This window comes from Flavobacterium sp. GNP011 (assembly GCF_056428925.1).
The window spans coordinates 26,192-46,814 of record NZ_JBWJVJ010000021.1; the positions used below are offsets into that span (position 1 = coordinate 26,192).

Annotated in this window: 18 protein-coding genes and 3 tRNA genes; 11 read left to right on the forward strand and 10 right to left on the reverse strand. The window is 31.2% G+C overall.

The annotated features are described in order from the left end of the window. Nucleotides 1-27: 27 nt before the first annotated feature. From AC061E_RS14660 to AC061E_RS14680, 5 genes are all read left to right on the forward strand, one after another. The gene (locus tag AC061E_RS14660; protein WP_478286909.1) at nucleotides 28-1,413 is read left to right on the forward strand and encodes an RtcB family protein; all 1,386 of its coding nucleotides are present in this window, start codon (nucleotides 28-30) and stop codon (nucleotides 1,411-1,413) included. Nucleotides 1,414-1,709: 296 nt separating this feature from the next. Beyond that, nucleotides 1,710-5,990 carry an NACHT domain-containing protein gene (locus AC061E_RS14665; protein ID WP_478286910.1) on the forward strand — a complete coding sequence of 1,427 codons (4,281 nt, stop codon included), beginning with the start codon at nucleotides 1,710-1,712 and terminating at the stop codon, nucleotides 5,988-5,990. 232 nt (nucleotides 5,991-6,222) lie between these two features. Next, a complete protein-coding gene (locus AC061E_RS14670; protein WP_478286911.1) occupies nucleotides 6,223-7,338 on the forward strand; it encodes a DUF418 domain-containing protein in 1,116 nt (371 codons plus the stop codon). Nucleotides 7,339-7,475: 137 nt separating this feature from the next. Next, complete coding sequence (locus tag AC061E_RS14675; RefSeq protein ID WP_478286912.1) at nucleotides 7,476-8,045, forward strand: peptidylprolyl isomerase; 570 nt, start codon at nucleotides 7,476-7,478, stop codon at nucleotides 8,043-8,045. Between the two features lie 55 nt (nucleotides 8,046-8,100). Further along, the gene (locus tag AC061E_RS14680) at nucleotides 8,101-8,556 is read left to right on the forward strand and encodes a hypothetical protein (RefSeq protein ID WP_478286913.1); all 456 of its coding nucleotides are present in this window, start codon (nucleotides 8,101-8,103) and stop codon (nucleotides 8,554-8,556) included. A gap of 608 nt (nucleotides 8,557-9,164) precedes the next feature. Here the strand turns inward: AC061E_RS14680 and AC061E_RS14685 are convergent. Next, entirely contained in the window at nucleotides 9,165-9,311 is a 147-nt protein-coding gene (locus tag AC061E_RS14685) for a hypothetical protein (RefSeq protein ID WP_478286914.1), read from the reverse strand. 562 nt (nucleotides 9,312-9,873) lie between these two features. Between AC061E_RS14685 and AC061E_RS14690 the strand changes: the two genes are divergently transcribed. Both AC061E_RS14690 and AC061E_RS14695 read left to right on the forward strand, forming a co-directional pair. Then, nucleotides 9,874-10,362, forward strand: a complete 489-nt coding sequence (locus AC061E_RS14690) for a glycine-rich domain-containing protein (RefSeq protein ID WP_478286915.1) — start codon at nucleotides 9,874-9,876, stop codon at nucleotides 10,360-10,362. After that, a complete protein-coding gene (locus AC061E_RS14695) occupies nucleotides 10,359-11,129 on the forward strand; it encodes a hypothetical protein (RefSeq protein ID WP_478286916.1) in 771 nt (256 codons plus the stop codon). The genes AC061E_RS14690 and AC061E_RS14695 overlap by 4 nt, the downstream gene beginning before the upstream one ends. A 304-nt stretch (nucleotides 11,130-11,433) precedes the next feature. Here the strand turns inward: AC061E_RS14695 and AC061E_RS14700 are convergent, their stop codons facing one another. Genes AC061E_RS14700 through AC061E_RS14715 form a run of 4 tightly spaced genes read right to left on the reverse strand, consistent with a single transcriptional unit; the run spans nucleotide 11,434 to nucleotide 14,218 of the window. Then, nucleotides 11,434-12,228, reverse strand: coding sequence for a sensor histidine kinase (locus AC061E_RS14700; protein ID WP_478286917.1), 795 nt, complete (start codon nucleotides 12,226-12,228; stop codon nucleotides 11,434-11,436). Next, nucleotides 12,225-12,872, reverse strand: coding sequence for a hypothetical protein (locus AC061E_RS14705; RefSeq protein WP_478286918.1), 648 nt, complete (start codon nucleotides 12,870-12,872; stop codon nucleotides 12,225-12,227). Before AC061E_RS14705 ends, AC061E_RS14700 begins: the two co-directional genes overlap by 4 nt. A gap of 3 nt (nucleotides 12,873-12,875) precedes the next feature. Continuing rightward, nucleotides 12,876-13,583, reverse strand: a complete 708-nt coding sequence (locus AC061E_RS14710; RefSeq protein WP_478286919.1) for a hypothetical protein — start codon at nucleotides 13,581-13,583, stop codon at nucleotides 12,876-12,878. 5 nt (nucleotides 13,584-13,588) lie between these two features. Then, on the reverse strand, nucleotides 13,589-14,218 hold the full coding sequence (locus tag AC061E_RS14715) for a response regulator transcription factor (RefSeq protein ID WP_478286920.1): 630 nt from the start codon (nucleotides 14,216-14,218) through the stop codon (nucleotides 13,589-13,591). Between the two features lie 221 nt (nucleotides 14,219-14,439). Between AC061E_RS14715 and AC061E_RS14720 the strand changes: the two genes are divergently transcribed. Together AC061E_RS14720 and AC061E_RS14725 are read left to right on the forward strand one after the other, a co-directional pair. Beyond that, nucleotides 14,440-15,729, forward strand: a complete 1,290-nt coding sequence (locus AC061E_RS14720) for a hypothetical protein (protein ID WP_478286921.1) — start codon at nucleotides 14,440-14,442, stop codon at nucleotides 15,727-15,729. Between the two features lie 106 nt (nucleotides 15,730-15,835). After that, nucleotides 15,836-17,560, forward strand: a complete 1,725-nt coding sequence (locus tag AC061E_RS14725) for a DUF4403 family protein (protein WP_478286922.1) — start codon at nucleotides 15,836-15,838, stop codon at nucleotides 17,558-17,560. 70 nt (nucleotides 17,561-17,630) lie between these two features. On the opposite strand, the gene AC061E_RS14730 is transcribed toward AC061E_RS14725, so the two are convergent. The 3 genes from AC061E_RS14730 to AC061E_RS14740 all read right to left on the reverse strand — a co-directional run bounded on the left by AC061E_RS14730 (nucleotide 17,631) and on the right by AC061E_RS14740 (nucleotide 17,940). Beyond that, a tRNA-Leu gene (locus AC061E_RS14730) sits at nucleotides 17,631-17,713 on the reverse strand. Between the two features lie 42 nt (nucleotides 17,714-17,755). Then, nucleotides 17,756-17,828 (reverse strand) — tRNA-Lys (locus AC061E_RS14735). 39 nt (nucleotides 17,829-17,867) lie between these two features. Then, a tRNA-Lys gene (locus AC061E_RS14740) sits at nucleotides 17,868-17,940 on the reverse strand. Nucleotides 17,941-18,067: 127 nt separating this feature from the next. Between AC061E_RS14740 and AC061E_RS14745 the strand changes: the two genes are divergently transcribed. After that, a complete protein-coding gene (locus tag AC061E_RS14745) occupies nucleotides 18,068-18,586 on the forward strand; it encodes a shikimate kinase (protein ID WP_478286923.1) in 519 nt (172 codons plus the stop codon). On the opposite strand, the gene AC061E_RS14750 is transcribed toward AC061E_RS14745, so the two are convergent. Together AC061E_RS14750 and AC061E_RS14755 are read right to left on the reverse strand one after the other, a co-directional pair. Then, the gene (locus AC061E_RS14750) at nucleotides 18,578-19,078 is read right to left on the reverse strand and encodes a phosphoribosyltransferase family protein (RefSeq protein WP_478286924.1); all 501 of its coding nucleotides are present in this window, start codon (nucleotides 19,076-19,078) and stop codon (nucleotides 18,578-18,580) included. The two genes, AC061E_RS14745 and AC061E_RS14750, sit on opposite strands and share 9 nt — an antisense overlap. Before the next feature lie 82 nt (nucleotides 19,079-19,160). Beyond that, nucleotides 19,161-19,547: an RNA-binding S4 domain-containing protein gene (locus AC061E_RS14755; protein WP_182650756.1), complete on the reverse strand. Its 387-nt coding sequence runs from the start codon at nucleotides 19,545-19,547 to the stop codon at nucleotides 19,161-19,163. 78 nt (nucleotides 19,548-19,625) lie between these two features. Here AC061E_RS14755 and bamM point away from each other — a divergent pair, with 78 nt between their 5' ends. Next, nucleotides 19,626-20,618 (forward strand): BamM family beta-barrel-assembly machinery protein, encoded by a 993-nt coding sequence (bamM, locus tag AC061E_RS14760; protein WP_478286925.1) that lies wholly within the window; start codon nucleotides 19,626-19,628, stop codon nucleotides 20,616-20,618. Nucleotides 20,619-20,623 lie beyond the last annotated feature (5 nt).

Genomic DNA, 20,623 nt, shown 5'->3' on the forward strand with positions numbered 1-20,623 from the left:
TTGTTTAAGAAATAAAAACAGAATAAAATGGAACAAAAATTACAATTTACAGGAGCTGATATTATTCAACTAGGATTCAGGCAAGGAGCTTGGTTCAAAGAAGCACTTGCATATATCAATGACAATCAATTAGAAACCGAGGAAATAGAAACCTATTTGGCACAATTCAAATTGCCAGATCCTATTGCTTTACACGCTCAAGCGATCACTTTTCACCAAAATATAAAGGCAGAAAACGAACTAGAAGAAAAAAATGTCACCGATGTGGTGCAAACCATGAAAACCTTGATGCGAACCCCAACTTTAGTCAATGGTGTCATCATGCCGGATGCTTGCCCTACAGGTCCTGACGGAACCATTCCGGTGGGTGGAGTTGCGGTGGCTAAAAATGCAATTCATCCGGGAATGCATAGTGCTGATATCTGTTGCTCTGTGATGCTGACTGATTTTGGAAAAACAGATCCAAAAGAAGTTTTAGATGCCGCGCATGCCATTACCCATTTTGGTGGAGGCGGAAGAAGTCGCGAAACGCAATTCCGTTTTCCTGCTGAAATGTTAGAAGCATTTCAAAGCAATTATTTTTTGAACGATGAAAAAATGATTAGCGCTGCACGTTCACATTTAGGAACGCAAGGCGATGGAAACCATTTCTTGTTTGTGGGGATTTCAAAAAATACAGGAAATACCATGATGGTGACGCATCACGGGAGTAGAGGCGTGGGTGCTAATTTGTATAGAAAAGGAATGCATCTTGCCGAAAAGTTTAGAAAAACACTATCGCCAGAAACCTTGCCACAAAATGCGTGGATTCCGTTTGATACAAAGGAAGGACAGGTGTACTGGGAAGCGTTGCAAATCATACGTTCTTGGACAAAATTAAACCACGAATGCCTGCACGATGCTACTTTAGAGAAATTGGGAATCGAAAAAGAAAATAGGTACTGGAACGAGCATAATTTTGTTTTCAAAGAGGGAGACCTTTTTTATCATGCCAAAGGTGCCACACCATTAGACCCGAAATTCATGCCTGATAGCACAGGACCGCGTTTGATTCCGTTGAATATGGCTGAATCCGTTTTAATTGTGGAGGGAGCCACAACCGAAACCAATTTAGGATTTGCTCCACACGGAGCAGGAAGAAACATAAGTAGAACCCAACACCGAAAAAGCAAGGGAGAAAAAACAATCCAAGAAGTTTTTGAAGAAGAAACCCAAGGCTTGGATATTCGATTTTTTTCGAACGAAATTGACATTACCGAGCTGCCATCGGCCTATAAAAATGCAGCATCAGTCAGGAATCAAATGGAGGAGTTTGGCCTTGGAACCGTGATAGATGAAGTGCTTCCTTATGGTTGCATCATGGCAGGAAATTGGGAAGTCAACGCCCCATGGAAAAAAAGAAGAAGAAAATAGCAAACCCAAAACGATGGAGGTTCAAAACCTCCCTAAGCAACCCGTAAGACTTAGTAGTTTAAATTGAGAAAACAGTTTGGGTTATTTTAATTACAAAAACAGGTAGTTATACCCTGTTTTTGTAGTTTGTTTTTATTATTTTTGAGAAATACCTTATGGAAAATAAAATACGAGAGAATTGTTCCTAATTGATCGTGAGATTGTGAGTGGTTGTGGGGAGTGGAATGAAGAGGACGGATTAGGTTGATAGGGTTTATTTATGAATATTTTAGATAAAATTAACTTTATTATGTTATATGATTGATTTGATTAATTGGGAAAATTTAAGACCGTATAATTCTACACAAAATAAAAGTTTTGAGGAATTATGCTTTCAAATATGTATTGAAGAGTATCAATCAATGGGAACTTTCGTCCGGATTGATGATAGTGGCGGTGGTGATGGTGTAGAATATTATTTAGAGTTTCCGAATGGTGATATATGGGGTTGGCAATGTAAATTTTTTGGAAGATTTGATGAAAGTGGTAGAAAAGAGCAAATTAAAAAATCATTACAAACTGCTTATAATAGACACAATTCTAGATTAAAGAAATGGGTTTTATGTTCCAAAAACTCTATGACAAATGATGAAAAAAATTGGTTAGATGGTATTGGAAGTTTAGTACATAAAGGAAATAATGTATTACCAGATGATGCAGACATCAAAATTGATCATTGGGGGGATAGCATTTTATTACACTATTCAAGAAAGTATCCAAGTATTCATAAATTCTTTTTTACTGATAAAATTTTAGATGAGAATTGGTTTCAAGAAAAATTTGATTTGATATATAATTCAAATGTTATTAAAACAAAATATCTAGATAACCTGCACACAAAGGGGGATGTTGATGATTTTGTTACAAGACATATTGGAGGAAAAGAGTTAGTTATTATAATTGAAAAACAAGAGAGTGATATTGGTATTGAACATTTTCTAAAAGAGTATGATGCGAATATAAAAAGCATAAAAAACAATAAAAACAATTATGATTTTAATGAAATCTATGATGAAATAAAAGAATTTTTATTTTCAAATAATTATGATACAATAGTTCAAGACGGCGTAAATTTAATTAATGAAATCAAGGATTATTTATTATTAGACAATCATAAATTATCGGCAGCACTAGATTTGAAAATTGACAATTATAAAAATAGATTTAGAGATTTTTATGAATTATATATTGACTATAAAAATGTAGAAAAACTAAAATCTATTCACTGGGATAGTGAAGAATTAGAAATAACCACAGAAGCAAAAAATAAAATCAAAGAATGTAGAGAAACACTACTTGGTCCATATTTTACGATCCGTAATTATGATTATTATTTGACGATTTTTGAAGAACTTCGTTCTTTGAAAAATAATGAAATTCATATATCTGGTAATGCTTCAAAAGGTAAAACTCATATTTCAGTAAATATTGTTAAAGAACATTTAGAACGAAAAAAACCAGCAATATTTATTTTTGGTAAAAATTTAAAAACGGAATTGCCATTAAAAGTTCAATTAAGAGATATTCTAGATTTACCAACAGATTGGAGTTTTAGTGACTTTTTAAGTGTTTTAAATATTTCAGGAAGGGTAAATAATACAAAAGCAATTTTATTGATTGATGGATTAAATGAAGCAATATATTGGAAAAGCGTTTGGGGTGATAATTTAGAAGAACTCATTAATGAAATAAGAACAAAATTCCCAAACATTCTAATAATAACAACTTTTAGAACATCTTATAAAAGAGAGTTATTTTCTAAAGGTTATTTTAATTATTCAGAGTACTATGATTCAAAAGAAATACAAGTTCATGGATTTAGTCACTATAATGTAAACGAAGCAATTGATAAATATTTTAAGCATTACAATATAAAACTTGAAAATCATTCTGGAGCATTAAGTAGTTTTTCTGAGCCACTTTATTTAAAAATTTTTTGCGAAACAAAAAAAGGACTAACAGTATCTTTTCAAAATGAAGATTTGTTCGATGTTTTTGATGAATATCTAATAAAATGCAATCAAAATATTATTCTAAAATTAAATTATGAGTTGAAATTTAATAAGAAATTTTCAATAAATATTCTTGAAAAAATTTCTAGATTTTTATGGGATAATAGTAGTAGAGAAATAGATTTTGACTTTGCGATTAATAATATCATTACTCAAGAACAGTTGTTGATTTTTGAAAAAGAAGATCTTCTAATTTTTAGAGATTGGAACAATGTTGAGGTAATTACTTTTACATACGATTTATTAAGTGGATATTTAATAGCTAAAACGATAATTGATGAAATAAAGACAGTTGATGATATCAAAGTGTTATTGCTCTCAGAAAAATTTATAAATGAACTTTTACTTAGAGATACATTTCACCCATTATTTAATGATATTTTAAGATGTTTTTGTGTTTTAGCAATAAAAAGATTTGGCTTGGATTTCTATAAAATAGGTGAAAATAAAATACTTGACGAATATATTTTAAATTCAGTTTTTGAGGTTAATAGAAGTACAATTATAAAAAACAAAGATTTTGTTATTAGTATCATTTACGAAAATTTCAAAAACATCAAAAAACATAATTTAATTTATAACTTATTTGGAAATATTGATTTAGATAGTCAGCATCCATTAAATATACATTTACTATCTGATTTGCTTTTTGATATGAAAGTTTCCGATAGAGATTTAAGTTGGTCGGAATATAATAGAATGAATAATGGAAGTTATGATAAAGGTTATAAAGATTTCATAGACGCTTTTAAGATTGCTTGTGAGAGTAAGAAAGATTTAAAAACGGACAAAGTTCATTTAGCTGCTAAAAAAATTATGTGGTTTCTTACTTCAACCAATAGAGAGTTAAGAGATTTATCAACACGAGCGCTATATTATTATGGTAGAAAATGCCCAAATCAATTCCTTGAATTAGTTGAATATTCATTATCTATAAATGATCCGTATGTGTGGGAAAGAACTCTTGCATCGTTATATGGTGTTGTGTTAGCAAAGCACAATGATTTGAATGATACTAATTTTCAAGAGATTGTTTTTCCGTTAATTGTAAATAAATTATATGACTTAATTTTTAAGAAAGATGCTCCATTTTCGACTACTCACATTTTAGCCAGAGATTATGCTTCAAAATGTATTGAAATTGGAATTAAACACAAAAAAGGAACATTATCGCTTAAGGAAATTAAAAACACAAAAGCACCTTATAAATTTGGAGGAATTCGTAATCCTAAAGAATTCAATTCTTCAAAAGAAGAAGGCATTTCATCCGAACCTATCAGTATGGATTTCAGTAATTATACAATTGGTAGAATAGTTAAAAATGGTCATTCTTATTCAAATCCTCCACAGAAGAAAAAAGTACGCAGACAAATTTATTGGCGTGTTTTTAATCTTGGTTGGAATAAAGAACAATTTGATAAAGTGGATAATCGAATTAGAGAAGATAACTACCGCAGTTCACGTAGTGAGCAACCAAATATCGAAAGATATGGGAAGAAGTATTCTTGGATTGCTTATTTTGAGATTGCAGGATTGCAAAGTGATAAGAACTTACTTGATAATGACTGGGAAAGATTTCGACTATCTGATGCAGATATTGATCCAACTTTTCCAATAAAGCAAAAAAGCAAAAAGTTTATTCTGAAAGATTACCTTGGAGATAGAAACTTGTTATTAATTGACTGGTATAGAGATGGGGGAAAACCTGATGTAAATGAATATTTGCAAATTGAAAATCTGAAAAAAAACAATGGGAATTGGATTTGTTTAGATGGTTTTGTAGTTCAAGAAGACAAAAAAATTAATAGAGAAGTTTTTTATTTTATTAAAGGTTTACTGGTAAAAAATGATGATTACAAAGAAGTTGTAGAACATCTTAAAAAGATAGATTTTGGGAGAATGAATTTACCAGAAGTTAGGACTAATTATTATTCTTTTGCAGGTGAATTATATAGTGTTGACGACTCAACGGTAGAAAACTTATGCGAATTAAGATTTGAGATTAGCAGAAAAAAAGTAAAAGTTAAAAAAGGTGAGCCAGGTTATTATCATAAAGTATTTTTTGAGGATAATGAAATCAAACATTCATTTCCTAAGTTTGTCGAAATTGATAGAATAACTTCAAAGGAATACGAAGTATTATTACCAATAATGTCATATAATTGGGAAGGACACCATAGTGTGTTAAATGATGCTGGACATGAAACAATTGTTGCAAGAGAAATAGCAAATTATTTAAAATTGATTGATAAACCACAAACATTTAATCTTTTTGATGAAAGTGAAAATTTAGCATCACAAATCATTAGGTATCATAAAGATTACAATAACAACCATCATTTTGTTTATTTAAGAAAAGATTTATTAGATAAATTTCTTTTCGAAAATAATTATAAACTAGTTTGGGCAATATGGGGAGAAAGGCAAGTTAACTTTAAGGATTGGGATGGTCGCAAAAAATTCCATTCCGATAATGATATTTCAGATTTACAAATTTTTAATGAAGTTATTGAATACAAATATTAAATTTTAAAACATTTATTAAATCACCATCTAAGGCCTACACACCAAAAACCTACTCCTTTTCGAATTAATCTTAGGTAGTAAATCCTTTGGGCTAAATACGCCAAGCTCTAACATCACTATAAAAGGCGAGCATTATTTGCCGCGAATTGAGTTTTACGGGTAAAATTATAGGTAGTAAGAGGTGAAACAAAATACAATTTACAAATTAAAAAGTTACATAGAATTTAAAACAATGATGCAAAAAGAACAAAGAGTCGAGATTATTGATATGCTTAGAGGTTGGGCACTTTTAATAGTAGTTATTTCAAATTATTTATATTATGCTTACAGCCCAGAATGGACAATACATGGAGATGGAATTATAGCAACAGTAATAAATGGAGTAGCATCCATACTTTTTTCAGCTAAAGGATGGACTTTACTTTTTACTCTTTTTGGTTTTGGTTTTGGAGTCATTTATGCTAAAAAGCAGCAACAAACTTATTTTTTTCTGGTACGCCGCATGCTGGTTTTATTTGTATTCGCTTTTGTAAACAGTCTGTTTTATGATGGTGATATTTTGCGGGATTATGCTTTTTTAGGCTTACTGATGTTGTTTTTTATTTATTTCTCTGCTAAAAAATTATTGTATATAGCTGGTGTATTGTTTTTATTTGCGCCGTTTCTAGCAGCATACATAAATACAGTTGATACGGCATATGTTACAACGTTGATGACTAGTATTGCACCTTTACGATTTAGTACACAGTTGCTAGAGGTTTTTAAATATAATCTTTTGAATTCTTTTTATACTGAAGTTCTTAATTTGGCCTATTCTGTAACAGTACATTATATTATGTTTACGTGTATGATACTGGGATTGGCGATACAAAAGAGTAAGATTATGGAAACTTTATTTGAAAGGAAAAGTCAAATAAAAAAATCCTTATTTTTAGCAGTAAGTATGACTATCGTTTTATGGGGAATTTATATACTTTCTTCGATGTATAAATTACCTTATTTAAAGTATTTCTCATTTCATTATTGGATTGTTTTAACAACCATGCTTTCTACGAGTTTGTTAATTATATTGCTTTATACAAATCAAAAATTAAAAAAAACATTTAAAGCATTTTCATGGGTTGGCAGAATGACTTTTACGAATTACCTAACCCAAAATCTAATTGCTTTTTTCGTATTTCAGGGAGTTGGTTTAGGATTGTTTCATCATATGCCTTTCTATTTTTACTTTTTGTTTGCAATCGCTATTTATGTACTTCAAATCGGATTTAGCTATTGGTGGTTGAAAAATCATGTTTACGGACCTTTAGAATGGCTTTGGAGACAATTAAGTGATACAAAAAAATAATGTTTTTTTAAATAAATTTTAAATTATTCAATGACCATACAAGACCTCAAATCTCAAAATCTACTCCTTTTCGAAGTTATTTCGGGAAGTAAATCGTTTGAGTTAGCTACATCAATATCTTCAATAATCATTACATTATGTTTAAATACTTACTATTAGCACTTAGCTTTTTTTATTTAACTGTAGTTTCTGCTCAAAATTTTAAAGAAATTAATTCTCTTGAAGAAGCTGAGAATTTTATTAAACTGAATCCAAAAGCTAAAATTACAACTTTAGAGATTAGTAATGATAGTCTGGATTATTATCAAAATAGATTTCTAGAGAAAGATTTGATAGATAAAGATAGAATTGTAAAAACGCAATCTATTATTTCAATGAGAGTTAGTTATATTTATTTAGATGGCAGTAAATTAACCATTCAAGAGATTAATAAAAAAAGGGATGAGATTATCAAGTTATACCAAAAGGGTAAATCCTTTGGAGAATTAGCTACTAGTTACAATATGGATAGTAATCGTAACAAAGGTGACTTGGGATGGTTTAATGAAGGAGTCATGCATAAAACATTTGAAGATGCCATTAAAAATCATAGAAGGAACGATCTCTTTAAAGTTGATATCCCTGAAAGCAAATGGTATTATGTAATTTTGAAAACCTATGATGATTTACCTAAATCTATTTTTTATATTTTAAGTTTATCAGAATAAAACTATCTTAACAAAAAATAAATTCCAATTTAAATTTAAGCACAATTATTTACTCATGGCATCAGGGTTTTGGATTTTAGAAGATGGAAGAGGTTTTTCTAGACGATATAGTTGGATGGCTGAAATGTTAAAACGTATAGTTGAAGAATTACAGCATCTCAAAGGAGCTAATGACTTCTATGAATATTTGAGTTATATGGTTCCTAGTAATGATGATGAGCCCAATGGTCATGGAGGTTACATTAAAGCTTCAAATGGTGAAAGTTTTATGATTGATTTTGATTTAAGAGAATTCACACTTGAAAATCAGATTTTTTTTTGGAGAGCCACACAAATAGCACTTCGAAACTGTATCCTAATAAAAAATAGCGAAAATGAAGAATATATAGATTTATTAACCATTTTGATGGATATGAAAAAACGGATTGATAAAAAAGAAAATCCAGAATTATTAAATCACTTGATTTTGACTATTCCATATAGTGGCAAGAAATCTGGCCCAGGCTGGTAATAGTTAATTCAAAAAAATGAACATCCAAAACCTAAAATCCAAAAACCTAATCCTTTTCGAAGTCATTTCGGGAAGTAAACTATAACATTAAAACCTTTATATTTGCATAATAAAATTCATGCAACATGAACTACAAAATATCATTTCATGAAAGAGCCAAGATAAGCATGGAGCAAATATCCAAGCAGTCACCAGTTACCTTAAAGATGGCGAGAGAACAGGCACTTTGGCTGAAAAAGGAATCTACGTCAAAAAACAAGAAGAAATCTTAATTGAGCAATTTGCAACAACAAATTCAAATACGGATTTTGGATTAAATCTTTTAAAAAAAATTATGCTAAAATGTTTTTTTTTAAAAGACACACTTTTTGTATCAAGATAGTTAGGGAATTATTTTGATACATTATTTTTAGGAAGACAAAGGAATTAAGGATATTTCACTTCAATTTTCAAATAGAGATGGTGAAAAATGGATGCAGCTTATAAAAAAGTCTCCAATTTTATCAATTGGAGACTTTTAAAATAGTTAAGAAGTGGTTCAGCAATTCAAGATTCTAAAATATCCACGCTATTAAATATTAAATTATCTGCAATACTTTTTAACTAAATTACATATCTGTAGAGCAATACAATAGCTCCGCTTCTTCGCAAGACATAGTTGATAAAACAATAACTTTCGTTCCGTCTTGACAAGGACAAATGATGTGCTCATCGTCTCCTCCTTTAATTTTTTTTTGTTCTTCTCTTGTTAGCATCTGAACATTTTCCAAGTTTAAAATTTTTTTTATCATAATATTTAAAAGTTAGTGTTTAAATTCAGTTAATTAACTTAAATTCAGTTGTTTAAAATTAAAATAATAATTTTATAATTTTTCATTTTTTGGCTTAAAATTAACAATTAATAATATCTTATTTAATAAGATGTATTGAGCACACAATATAAGCATGTAGTAATATTTTAACTTTGTTTACATAAATACCGATATGTATTACGGATTTGACCTAGGATTTGCACTAGAAATCTATCGCAACTCAATTATTGCATCATTTTTATATTTTTAGCGTAACTCATGGAATCAATTTCATTTGTTTTTATTAATAAAAAAAAATAAAAAAATACTAGAGCCTATTTACTAAAAATAAAATTCGAAATCGTAACTTTTTTGACACATTCTGGTACTAGAAAAACTTTATATTTGTGTCAATTAAAGATAGCAGCTACCAAAAAATGATAATCATTCAAGATCTAAAATCTCAAAACCTCATCCTTTTCGAAGTTGTTTTAGATAATAAATCGATATAAGCTTAAACGAATATATGACAGACCGTCAACTAGAACTTTGGAATGCAATTAAAAGATTCGAATTAGATGAACCTGAGGTTTCACTCAATTTTACGGATCGACTAGCAAGAGAAAATGGTTGGACTATAGAATATTCGCTTCGCGCGATAGTAGAGTATAAAAAATTTATTTTTCTTTTGACTATTTCCAATCATCCGCTAACGCCGTCGGACCAAGTAGATCAGGTATGGCATTTGCATTTGCTGTACACGCAATCCTACTGGGAAGATCTTTGCGAGAATATCCTTCAAAGAAAAATTCATCATGGTCCTACTAAAGGTGGTACTAGTGAACAGGATAAATTTACCGATTGGTATGAAAAAACAAAGGAATTGTATCAGGAAACATTTAAGGTAGTAGCTCCAACAGATATTTGGCCATCAAGTGAAGTTAGATTTTCTGAAATTGAATTTCAAAGAGTAAATTTGAAACATAATTGGATAATTAAAAAACTTTTTTCATGAAATACCTATCTCAATTAACTCCAGCAGAAGTATTATTACTCACTAAGGATGGCGTAACTCATAGAGAATTATTAAAGCTTACTTTTATTGATTTACTATTAAAACAAGTTTTAAAAACCTTTGAAGTAGAACGGCAACCTCATCCTAAGGATAAAATTAGAGTTTATACCTATGTTGATATTGGTAAAAACTTTGAAACCTATACCTCTCATAATCATGAAAGAGTATTTCTGTCTCCTTTTTCTACAGATCATTCTACTGAAATTTTGTTTGCTAATTTAGTAAAAATAGCGTATCAAAAGTCAAGAACTGTGCAGGAATATAAAGAAGATGTAGCAAAAACACCAACTTTGAAAAGATGCTTTTCTCAAAATTTTCTCCAAAAAATATTTTACCATTATAGTACTACAGAATATGGCAAGGAATTAAAAAAAGAAGTTAAAGAAGAAATTTTAAATCAAGGGAATAAACTTGCTGATTTGACTACTATTGAAGGTCATACAGCGGTTGAGCTGATAAAAGAAATTGGAGCTAATATATTTCTATTAACAAACGTTGACAGTGAATTGTTGAGTCAAATAGATAAGGACTTTGGAAACCTAATCAATCAAGATAAAAACAGTAACACTGGAGGAGGTTGTAGTAGTTGGAGTTTTGATGATTATTCTACTAGTTTTGACAGTAGTTGTGGGGGACATGGTTGTAGTGGTGGAGGTTCAGGTTGTGGTAGCGGTTGTTCTGGCTGTGGAGGTTGCGGAGGAGATTGAAACATACGAGTTTTCAACCGTACTGAACTACTGGATAAAAAGCGGGAAACAAAGAATATGATGACATACTAGAAATGGCAGAATAATTTAATTGCTTCAATCGAAAATCATTATAAAACATCGACTTTGCCCGAAAAACCAGATGAGGCAAAAGCCATTCAGACTTTGATTGAAATTAGAGAAGCATTGTACCAATAAAAAAGCGCTTTTTGAAACCTTAAAATATCCTTTGGTGTAAATAAGTTGATTATTAGCCTTGTTTGATTATTTTAATTTTGATAATATCACTGGAAAAATCTGAATATTAATACTGTAATGGATAGGCAAACAACAAACAAATACCTTTTTGAACCGGAATAATTTTGAAAATTCCGTTAATACTTTCCATTCGCAAAGACATATTGGTCATACCATTTCCTTTTTCAAAAGAATCTGGTAATCCAATGCCATCATCGGTAATTGTAATTTTAAAATAAGCTTCAGTTTGTTCAAATTGAATATGGAGGCTATTGGCCTGGCTGTGTTTGTAGACATTGTGAACCGCCTCTTTAACGGCTAAAAAAAGATTACGTCTTGTTTTTACCGATAAATTGGTTTCTGGCTCAATTCCATTGGCGTCTAGTTGCAACGTAATAGCTGTTTTATCCAAAAAGCGTTTCACATTCAAACTGGTGTGTTCTATAAAATTACCAATCGTATCATTTTGTGAATTCAAACTCCATAAAATTTCCCTCATGGCGAGATTCATATCTTGAGAAGTAGTTATAATCGCTTCAAGGTCTTTTGTATACCTTTCGTCTGGCATTTTATATTTCAAAAACTCAGCTTGAAGTTTTATAGCCGAAATTCCCGCACCTAAATCGTCATGCATGTCTTGTGAAATACGCTCTCTTTCTAACTGAATGGCTTTTTGGCGTTCCAATTCTTTCTTCAACAATTGATTTTTAAATTCGCTTTCCCGTATTTGATCTTCTTGCTGCTGAATCAATTGCTTTTTGTTATAAATAAACACCACCAAAATAATAAAACACACCAAAAGCAACATCAAAATGATGGCGATAGTATAAGTGAGTTTTATTTCATGTGGTAGCTCTTTCATATTTTCGATTTCTTTGCAATGGTTTCATATTGTACGAGAGCATAATAAAACAAAGCGTACATCACAAGATTTACTACAGAGCTTATGGATCTTAGAATGGTTAAGAAACCCTGATCTTCTTTTTCGAATAAATACATTGGGGTAAATCTAAAAATGATATACGTACTCCAAAAAAGCAAAGCAGTTGCCATCCAGAAATTAGGATCGCTTGTAATTTTACCCTGAACAGGAAGTTTTAATTTTTGCAAAAACCAGAGGATAGCGCTGAAAATGTAAAACAACGCAACTAAAATTCCTAGTTGAGGTAAAAATTGTTGACTATTAAAATCTACAAACAAGAAAATATAGAGTAATAAAAAGATAGAAACCGCAACTCCAATGCTTCGATACACTCCAACATAAATTCTTGAAAAATACATTCCAAAAAAGAGGATGCAAAATATGGCGTAGCTATTGAAATATACTGCAAAATCAAATTGCTTCAAATGCGTTTTAATGATTCCGAAGATTTCCAAACCTAGTGTAATAACTAAATAAAGCACCAAAAAGTTTTGAGCTTTAAGTGAATACTTAAAACCCAAAACGATGGCTTTGCTTGTTGTTATAGTCAAACAACTCAAGTACAAAAGTAGTAATCCTTCCATACTTTAAGGATAAACGGTACCGAAGTCGTAACCAATGCTGACATCGCTGGTATCTGTATTTTTTTCAATATGATTCGAAACTTCTTCTATAGGATCCTGAACCTCTTCTAATAGAGTATGAACACTTATACCTATTCGGTCATTCATTTCGGGATTTATACGATCATAATCTTTAAAAACAAATTGATTGAACATAATCCCTTTTATAACAAAAACATTGGATAATAAATTTTTTATTATATATCTAAGTACATTATCAATATCAAATTTTACATATTCCGTATTCATCTTTTTAGTGTGTACATTTACATTTAATAAAGTAGTTGTATTAAATCTAGTCTTATAATCTTTAAAAGCATTTCTTTTAGTTTCTACTAATTGATTATTATTAATAGTCCAAAAGAATTCTAAATCATTGTCGACCGTTCCATTTTCTTGGACTCCATCTTTGCAAAAGGATAAACCAATATTTACCCCTAAATCATCCTCAATTAAATGAACTTTTAAATATTTAGCACCATTTTTAAAAGCTTCAAATATTACATTTTTGAAACTCTCAGTTTCTACAATAATTTTATTTCTGATTTCAACATTTTTCTTGAGTTCTTCAAACGCTTTATCATATTTAATCTGATCCTTTCTATATATTTGTTTTTCAAAATACATTTTCTCTAAAAAATTAAATAATTTTTCTAATTCTTCAAATTCCATAATTGCTAGTTTTTGTTGTTAAATTTATTAATTGCTTCAATTTTGTTGCTTACCTGTAATTTTCTATAAATGTTGCCAATGTGTTTTTTAATGGTGTCAATAGTGACATTTTTTTTGTCGGCAATTTCTTTATATAGAAGTCCATGAGCCAGTAATTCCAGCACTTCTTTTTCGGTTACCGTTAATAAGGATAGCGTTTGCACTTGTACTTTTGATTCTTGAAAATGTTGTAAAACACGCTTGGCAATCGCAAAACTCATAGGCGCACCTCCGTTATAAGCTTCCTGAATCGCCTGAATGATTTTGTCCAAAGGATCTCCTTTTACCAGATAACCACTCGCACCAGCGCGCAATGCCGAAAAGATTTTTTCGTCATTCTCAAAACTGGTACACATCACGAAAGTAGTGCCTGGCATTAATTCTGTTAGTTTAAAAACAATATCAATTCCTGATACATCCTGTAGCTGAATATCCATCAAAACCACGTCTGGCTCTATGGCTTCTAATTTTTGTAAGGCATTTTTTCCGTTAAAAAACTGAGCTACACATTCCATATCGTTATGAAAGTCGATGATGTTTTTCAACGCCTGACTATAGTTCTTATCATCTTCTACTATGGCAACTCTTATTTTCATGGCGTTACATTTTCTTTTACAAAGTTGTGCAATAAGCTCATTGTGCGCAATTACCCTTTTGGGTGATATTAGAAATTAACGCCAAAGACAGATTATATTATTAAATAAACTTACAAAAAAAAATGTACGAAACACAAAAAATAAAATATCACCCAAAAGGGTAATGGTTTGGTATACAGTCTAATAAATACATTTGAAATCTAACTAAAAACATAGAAATCATGAAAACAACAGTATTTATTTTTTATTTTTTATTCTTTGGATTTATTGGCTATAGCCAGGTGAAAACAAAGGTTGTGACGGTGGATTTGAGTAAACCACATGAAAATAGTATTAAGATTTGTGAAAATTTGAAATGTGAAAATTATGACAATTGCAAAAGCAATTGGCTTTCTATAAAATCTAAAGATATGGTTTCTATTAAATTAGTAAATGGAAATCCATTGAAGTACAACTATAAAATTGATACCAAAAGTATTTCTTTTTTTAATGATCCAAATGAAACGGCTGAAAAACTAAAAACTGATGCACAGGCAAATGCATTGAAGGCTGAAAAATTGAAGGCTGGAACTACTACAGCAAAAAAGGCAATGAAAGACATTATAAATAAGAATGTAGAATTAATCCAAAAAATCAACAATTTAGACATTGAAATAGAAAGTTTATATAAGGTTTTAAAACAAAAAAACATTCTAGTTGAAACTGATTATGCATCAAGAGAAGAATTCCTAGAAGACGCAAAAGAACAGTTGAAAAAAAGTTATGAATTAATAAATGATTTAGAACAGTTTAGTGATAATGAGTTATATAAAACCGTTAAAAATAGTGTAATTGAAACAAAAGCAAAAGCCGAAAAAAGCATTGATTCCATTATTGAAAAATTCTACAGTATTAATTTGGAAGTCTATACGCCGCCGTTAGATGTTCAAGGCAAAAATATTGATGTTGTAGAATTTAAACTAAGACGTTTTGATAAAGCAACCAAAGAAGAAGAGTTGGATTTTGCACCAACTCCTTACAATATCTGGATAACAGGTGGTTTAAAAATTGATCTTAGCGCTGGACTATTCTTTACGTCGCTTTATGACGCAGAATATGACAAAAGAGACGATCCTGCAATTTCTGACAATAAAATCATAACTCTAAAAAATAGTGGAGACTACGACTTAGCATTTGGTTCTACAATCAATACCTATGTTCGCATGAATTCCTGGATTGTTCCAACACTTAATTTTGGTGCAGTACTAACTAAAAACGAAAAATTGCAAGTGCTTGTAGGTTTTGGAGCCATACTAGGCAAGCAAGAACGTATCATTTTTTCAGCTGGACTTGCTATGGGAAAAGTCGATAGAATTGCTGACGGGTATCAAGTAGGCAGTTCTTATAACTTAGGCGACGCTGGAACTATACCTACACAAAGTCAATTCAAATTCGGACATTTTTTTGGAATTACATACAATCTATCTAAAGTAAAGAAAATAAGTCTGGATAAAGGAATCGAAGAGAATTAGATACAATAAATAATCATTTGCTAATAAAAAACAGCTAAATAGGTTGTTGTGATTTAAGTATTCAAAATCAACACCAGCAATTTTCATCCATTAACATCCATTTTTTATGAAAACAACAGTAGCACTTTACGCACTACTTATAGTTGCAATTGTATTTACAAGCTGCAAGAGTTATGAAGAGATAACAAAAAAACCAGAACGCCTCTCCGATGATGTGGAACTTCCATCATACGAGAGCGATATTGCACTTGCTTTAAAAGTCGACTTATCTACGCTAGAAAACAAATTAAATGATGCATTAAAAAATGGATATAGTAATTCTGATGAAGGCACATTTCAATATAGATCCTGGATAAAAACAAAAGATCCACTCTATAATCCAAATAAGTTAATAAAGACGAAAGATCCTTTTTATCATCCAAACGAGTGGTTTAAAACGAAAGACCCTTTATATCACCCACACAAATGGCAGAAGAAATTTGGAGTTAAATTTAAATGCCCTTTCTATCACCCAAATGAATGGTTTAAAACCAAAGATCCATTGTACCATCCTAATGAATGGATAGAAACAAATAATCCTTTATATCATCCAAACGAGTGGATAGAAACAAAAGGTCCAGCAGTAGCGGTAGGGTATAAATATGATGTTGATTTGAAGCTGAAAGAAAAAGAAAAAATCACATTATCCTATGTTGATGATAATACTTTAAGAATAGCTGTTCCTATTTCATTCAAAGGAACTGTTGGTTTAACGGGAAACGCCGCGTCGACCTTATCCTTGAATAAAAAGAATTTTGATGGGGAAATCCAATTTCTAGTAAATACAAGCTTTTCAATCACGCCAGAATGGTGTCCAAAGATTGGATTGGTTGTAACACATTCTTGGATATCAAATCCACAGATTGAGATTATGGATAATATTAATATTTCCTTGACTGGATTGACAGACAAATATTTAAAAGAAATTGAAAAAGATGTAAGCAATATTATAAGTAAGCAAGTCAAATGTGAAATGATTAGAGACATTGTCCAAGAAAGATGGAAATATTATGGGATTAGTTTGCCAGAGCTAGCCAATGGTAAGCAATATCAATTGAATATTAATCCTTCAAAAGCAGCTTTGTCTGGTCTAAAAGTGTATAAAGACACTTTAGGCTTATATGTTGGAATAAAAGGGAATATTAGTTTCAATGATAATATTGTCAACACTACAAGTTCTCTCCCCATATTAGAAGAACAGACTGAAACAACAAGTAAGGTTAAGGCCTTTCTCCCATTACTAATTAAATATGATGATATTGAGCATACTGCAAACCAATATTTAAAAGATAATGATGTAGTTTTAAAACCAGATATCATTCTAAAAAAGAAAGCAAAAATTAAATTAATTGAAATGAATTGCTATCCAAACGGAGACGAAATGGTGGTAGGTGTAAAAATAAAAGCCAAACTACCAGGCAACCTATTTCCGGTTTCAGGATGGGTATATCTGCTAGGCAAACCCGTTATTACTGATAATAAGAAATTTGAACTACAGAACATAGACTTTAGTATGACAGTAGATAATAAATTTTATCCCGCAATAGCAACCTTGTTTAAACCTTTACTAATTGATGAAATTAAAAAGCAAACCACTCGTGATTTGACTGATAGCATCGCCAGCATTAAGAAAAAATTACTTGAAAAAGCCAAATCATTCCAACATAATGATCTTGGATTCTCCATTCAGGATATTGATTTAGGAATTGACAATATCATATTAGACAAAGACGAAATCGCCATAATAACAGAATTCAATTCTAAGTTTACTATATTTTTACAAACAAAATGAATAGATAATAAATTTATCAAATAAAAAACCCAACAATCTCTTATTACAAGAAGTTGTTGGGTTTTATTTGTGACCACGGTGGGATTTGAACCCACACGCCCTTACGAGCACCACCCCCTCAAGATGGCAAGTCTACCGTTTCTCCACGTGGCCTAAAAAAATAAAAGGCCAAGTAATAAATTACTCGACCTTTTGTGACCCGACTGGGGCTCGAACCCAGGACCCCATCATTAAAAGTGATGTGCTCTACCAACTGAGCTATCGAGTCAATGCTTTCAAGAAAATTATGTGTTGATCACTAAAATTGTGACCCGACTGGGGCTCGAACCCAGGACCCCATCATTAAAAGTGATGTGCTCTACCAACTGAGCTATCGAGTCATATTCTTTCCTTGAATGCGGGTGCAAATATAAGAACTAATTTCGGATAATTGCAAGCATTTTTATTATAAATTTGTCTTTTTTAAAGAAAAAAACTCAACCCCTTAATTTGTAAGGTTTTATTAAGATGAAAAAAATCATATTATTAGGTTATATGGGCTGCGGGAAGTCCACTATTGCAAATATATTGTCCAAAAGTATTCAAGTCCCTTTCGTAGATTTGGATGAAATGATCGAAAAAAAACTCAATTTATCTATAAATGCTATTTTTGAAAAGCATGGGGAAATCTATTTTCGCAAAATAGAACACGAAGTTTTTGCCGATTTGATGCAATTAACAGAGGAAATGATCATCGGTTTGGGCGGAGGAACGCCTTGTTATGCCAATAATCATGAATTTTTTAAAGGGGAAAACGTTTTTTCGATCTATTTAAAAGCTTCGATCGAGACTTTATTTCAAAGATTGCATCAAAATAAAAGCAAAAGACCGCTTATTGCGAGTAAAAACGAAGAGGAGATGAGAGAGTTTATCGCAAAACACTTGTTCGATAGAAGCTTTTATTACAATCAAGCACAATATAAAGTAGTGGTTGATGAAAAATCTATCGAACAAACGGTTGCTGATATTATTGCTTTGTTAGCTTAAGTAAGCGTAATTGTCGCCGTTTTCGTCAAGCACAACTTGTACATGCTCAAAAAGTGACGTAGAAAGTGAAATACCTTTGAAATCGGCTTTTACAGGGTACTTTTTGTGATTTCGATCCACCAAGACTGCTGTTTTAAATTTTTTCAGTGGTACGTCTATAAAGTGTTTCACAGCATATATTAAAGTAGTGCCTGAATTTAATACATCATCAACAAGTACTAAACCTTTATTGGTGTATTGTTCTTGGGTTATTGAGGTATGAATAGGGGACTGCGGATGTTGTTTGTTAATTTGTACCTCGCAAAGCGTAACCTTTAGTGGCGATATAGTTTCTAAAACTGCTGCTATTTTTTTGGCAAAAGTAAAACCGTTGCTTGCAATTCCAGCAATGACAATTTCTTGTTCATCTACAAAGGTTTCGTAGATTTGATAGGCAATTCGTTTTATTTTATGTTCAATTTCTTGATTGTTCAAGATGATATTTTTGCTCATTATTTTAAATCTTAAGGTTGACAATGTATAAGTATTGTTTTAGGGATTACGCAATGCTTGAGTTTTGTTTGGTAGGATTACGTTAATCTTCGTCGTCTGTTTCAATTTCGTTACCAAATTCATCAATATCACGGCGGTCTTTTTTAGTTGGTCTTCCGGTTCCGTTTTTTCGGTAATGCTCTTTTGATAATTTCAAAAGTTCAAGGTGTTGGTACACTTCGGCGGGAGTATCGTTTCTGCGGTACATATCTACTAATTTTGCACCTACGCGGTTTTCGGGCACATCAAGCACCGTAATGATTTGCGTGATTTGATCTTTTCTAAAGGTGATTTTATCAGTAGGGAAAACTTCCTTTGAGGGTTTGGCTACTTGTCCGTTAACGGTTACGTGATTCTTTTTACAGGCTTCGGTAACCATGTTTCTGGTTTTATAATACCGGACACACCATAAATATTTATCTATTCTCATAAAATTTCTAAAATCGGAGTTAAATAGTTTACAAAAATCAATCAATATTGTATCTTGCGCACTTAAAAATTAGCAATAATGAACAAATTTAAGTATTATTTTTTTCTATTAATTACAACTGTGTCTTTATTTTCATGTTCAAAAGATGAAGTTGCCGCTCTTACACCGCCAAGAGAATATGCAGTTCAGTATGCTACTGATATTGCGGATATTGAAGAGTATTTAAAAACATATTATATAGAGGATACAAACCCTGATGTGGTTACCAAAATCTCAAAAATTCCTACTGGAGGCAATCAGCCATCTATTTGGTCTTATTTAAACAGTTCCACTTTCCCAAAATTACTAAGCAGAGACGTACTTAGAAATGGTGTAACTTATAAGTTGTATTATGTTGTTTTAAGAGCAGGAACTGGGGTTTCACCTACCAATACTGATGGTGTTTTAACTGCTTATAGAGGAGAGTATTTATCTCGAACTAAAGTAGCTGAGGTAAATACACTTGGGGCGACTTTCTTTGAGGAATCAAATAATCCACAAACTTTCTTTAACTTATCATCGACAATTGCAGGTTGGGGACAGTCGTTTCCAGAGTTTAAAACTGGAACTTATACGTCAAATCCTGACGGTACTGTTTCATACAGTGATTTTGGAGCTGGAATTCTTTTTATTCCTTCAGGTTTAGGTTACTATGCACAAGGACAAAATAGTATTCCTGCTTATGCTCCGTTAGTGTTTAGTATTAAATTGTATGAAATTAATAGAATAGATTCTGATAACGACGGGATTGCTGATTATCTTGAGGATTTAGATGGTAATAGATATATGACTAATTATAGTAATACTACAACGTATCCAACACCACCTGCAGATGCTATTCGTTATGCAGATGATACTGATAAAGATGGCATACCAAATTTTCAAGACACAGATGACGATGGGGATGGAGTAAGCACACGAACTGAAATTACAGTTAACGGTAAGCTAATTCCATTTGCAGACATACCAAGCTGTGATGGTAATACAATCAATCCAGCAAGAATAAAAAGACATTTAGTTAAATGTAACTAGAAAAT

Excerpts from the sequence above, each read along its gene's own strand:
- AC061E_RS14665 (WP_478286910.1), top strand. The coding sequence starts at position 1,710 with ATGATTGATTTGATTAATTGGGAAAATTTAAGACCGTATAATTCTACA.
- AC061E_RS14755 (WP_182650756.1), bottom strand. The coding sequence starts at position 19,547 with ATGAGAATAGATAAATATTTATGGTGTGTCCGGTATTATAAAACCAGA.
- AC061E_RS14675 (WP_478286912.1), top strand. The coding sequence starts at position 7,476 with ATGTTTAAATACTTACTATTAGCACTTAGCTTTTTTTATTTAACTGTA.
- AC061E_RS14670 (WP_478286911.1), top strand. The coding sequence starts at position 6,223 with ATGATGCAAAAAGAACAAAGAGTCGAGATTATTGATATGCTTAGAGGT.
- AC061E_RS14710 (WP_478286919.1), bottom strand. The coding sequence starts at position 13,583 with ATGGAATTTGAAGAATTAGAAAAATTATTTAATTTTTTAGAGAAAATG.
- AC061E_RS14685 (WP_478286914.1), bottom strand. The coding sequence starts at position 9,311 with ATGCTAACAAGAGAAGAACAAAAAAAAATTAAAGGAGGAGACGATGAG.
- AC061E_RS14745 (WP_478286923.1), top strand. The coding sequence starts at position 18,068 with ATGAAAAAAATCATATTATTAGGTTATATGGGCTGCGGGAAGTCCACT.
- AC061E_RS14695 (WP_478286916.1), top strand. The coding sequence starts at position 10,359 with ATGAAATACCTATCTCAATTAACTCCAGCAGAAGTATTATTACTCACT.
- AC061E_RS14700 (WP_478286917.1), bottom strand. The coding sequence starts at position 12,228 with ATGAAAGAGCTACCACATGAAATAAAACTCACTTATACTATCGCCATC.
- AC061E_RS14660 (WP_478286909.1), top strand. The coding sequence starts at position 28 with ATGGAACAAAAATTACAATTTACAGGAGCTGATATTATTCAACTAGGA.
- AC061E_RS14725 (WP_478286922.1), top strand. The coding sequence starts at position 15,836 with ATGAAAACAACAGTAGCACTTTACGCACTACTTATAGTTGCAATTGTA.
- AC061E_RS14750 (WP_478286924.1), bottom strand. The coding sequence starts at position 19,078 with ATGAGCAAAAATATCATCTTGAACAATCAAGAAATTGAACATAAAATA.
- AC061E_RS14705 (WP_478286918.1), bottom strand. The coding sequence starts at position 12,872 with ATGGAAGGATTACTACTTTTGTACTTGAGTTGTTTGACTATAACAACA.
- AC061E_RS14680 (WP_478286913.1), top strand. The coding sequence starts at position 8,101 with ATGGCATCAGGGTTTTGGATTTTAGAAGATGGAAGAGGTTTTTCTAGA.
- bamM (WP_478286925.1), top strand. The coding sequence starts at position 19,626 with ATGAACAAATTTAAGTATTATTTTTTTCTATTAATTACAACTGTGTCT.
- AC061E_RS14720 (WP_478286921.1), top strand. The coding sequence starts at position 14,440 with ATGAAAACAACAGTATTTATTTTTTATTTTTTATTCTTTGGATTTATT.
- AC061E_RS14715 (WP_478286920.1), bottom strand. The coding sequence starts at position 14,218 with ATGAAAATAAGAGTTGCCATAGTAGAAGATGATAAGAACTATAGTCAG.
- AC061E_RS14690 (WP_478286915.1), top strand. The coding sequence starts at position 9,874 with ATGACAGACCGTCAACTAGAACTTTGGAATGCAATTAAAAGATTCGAA.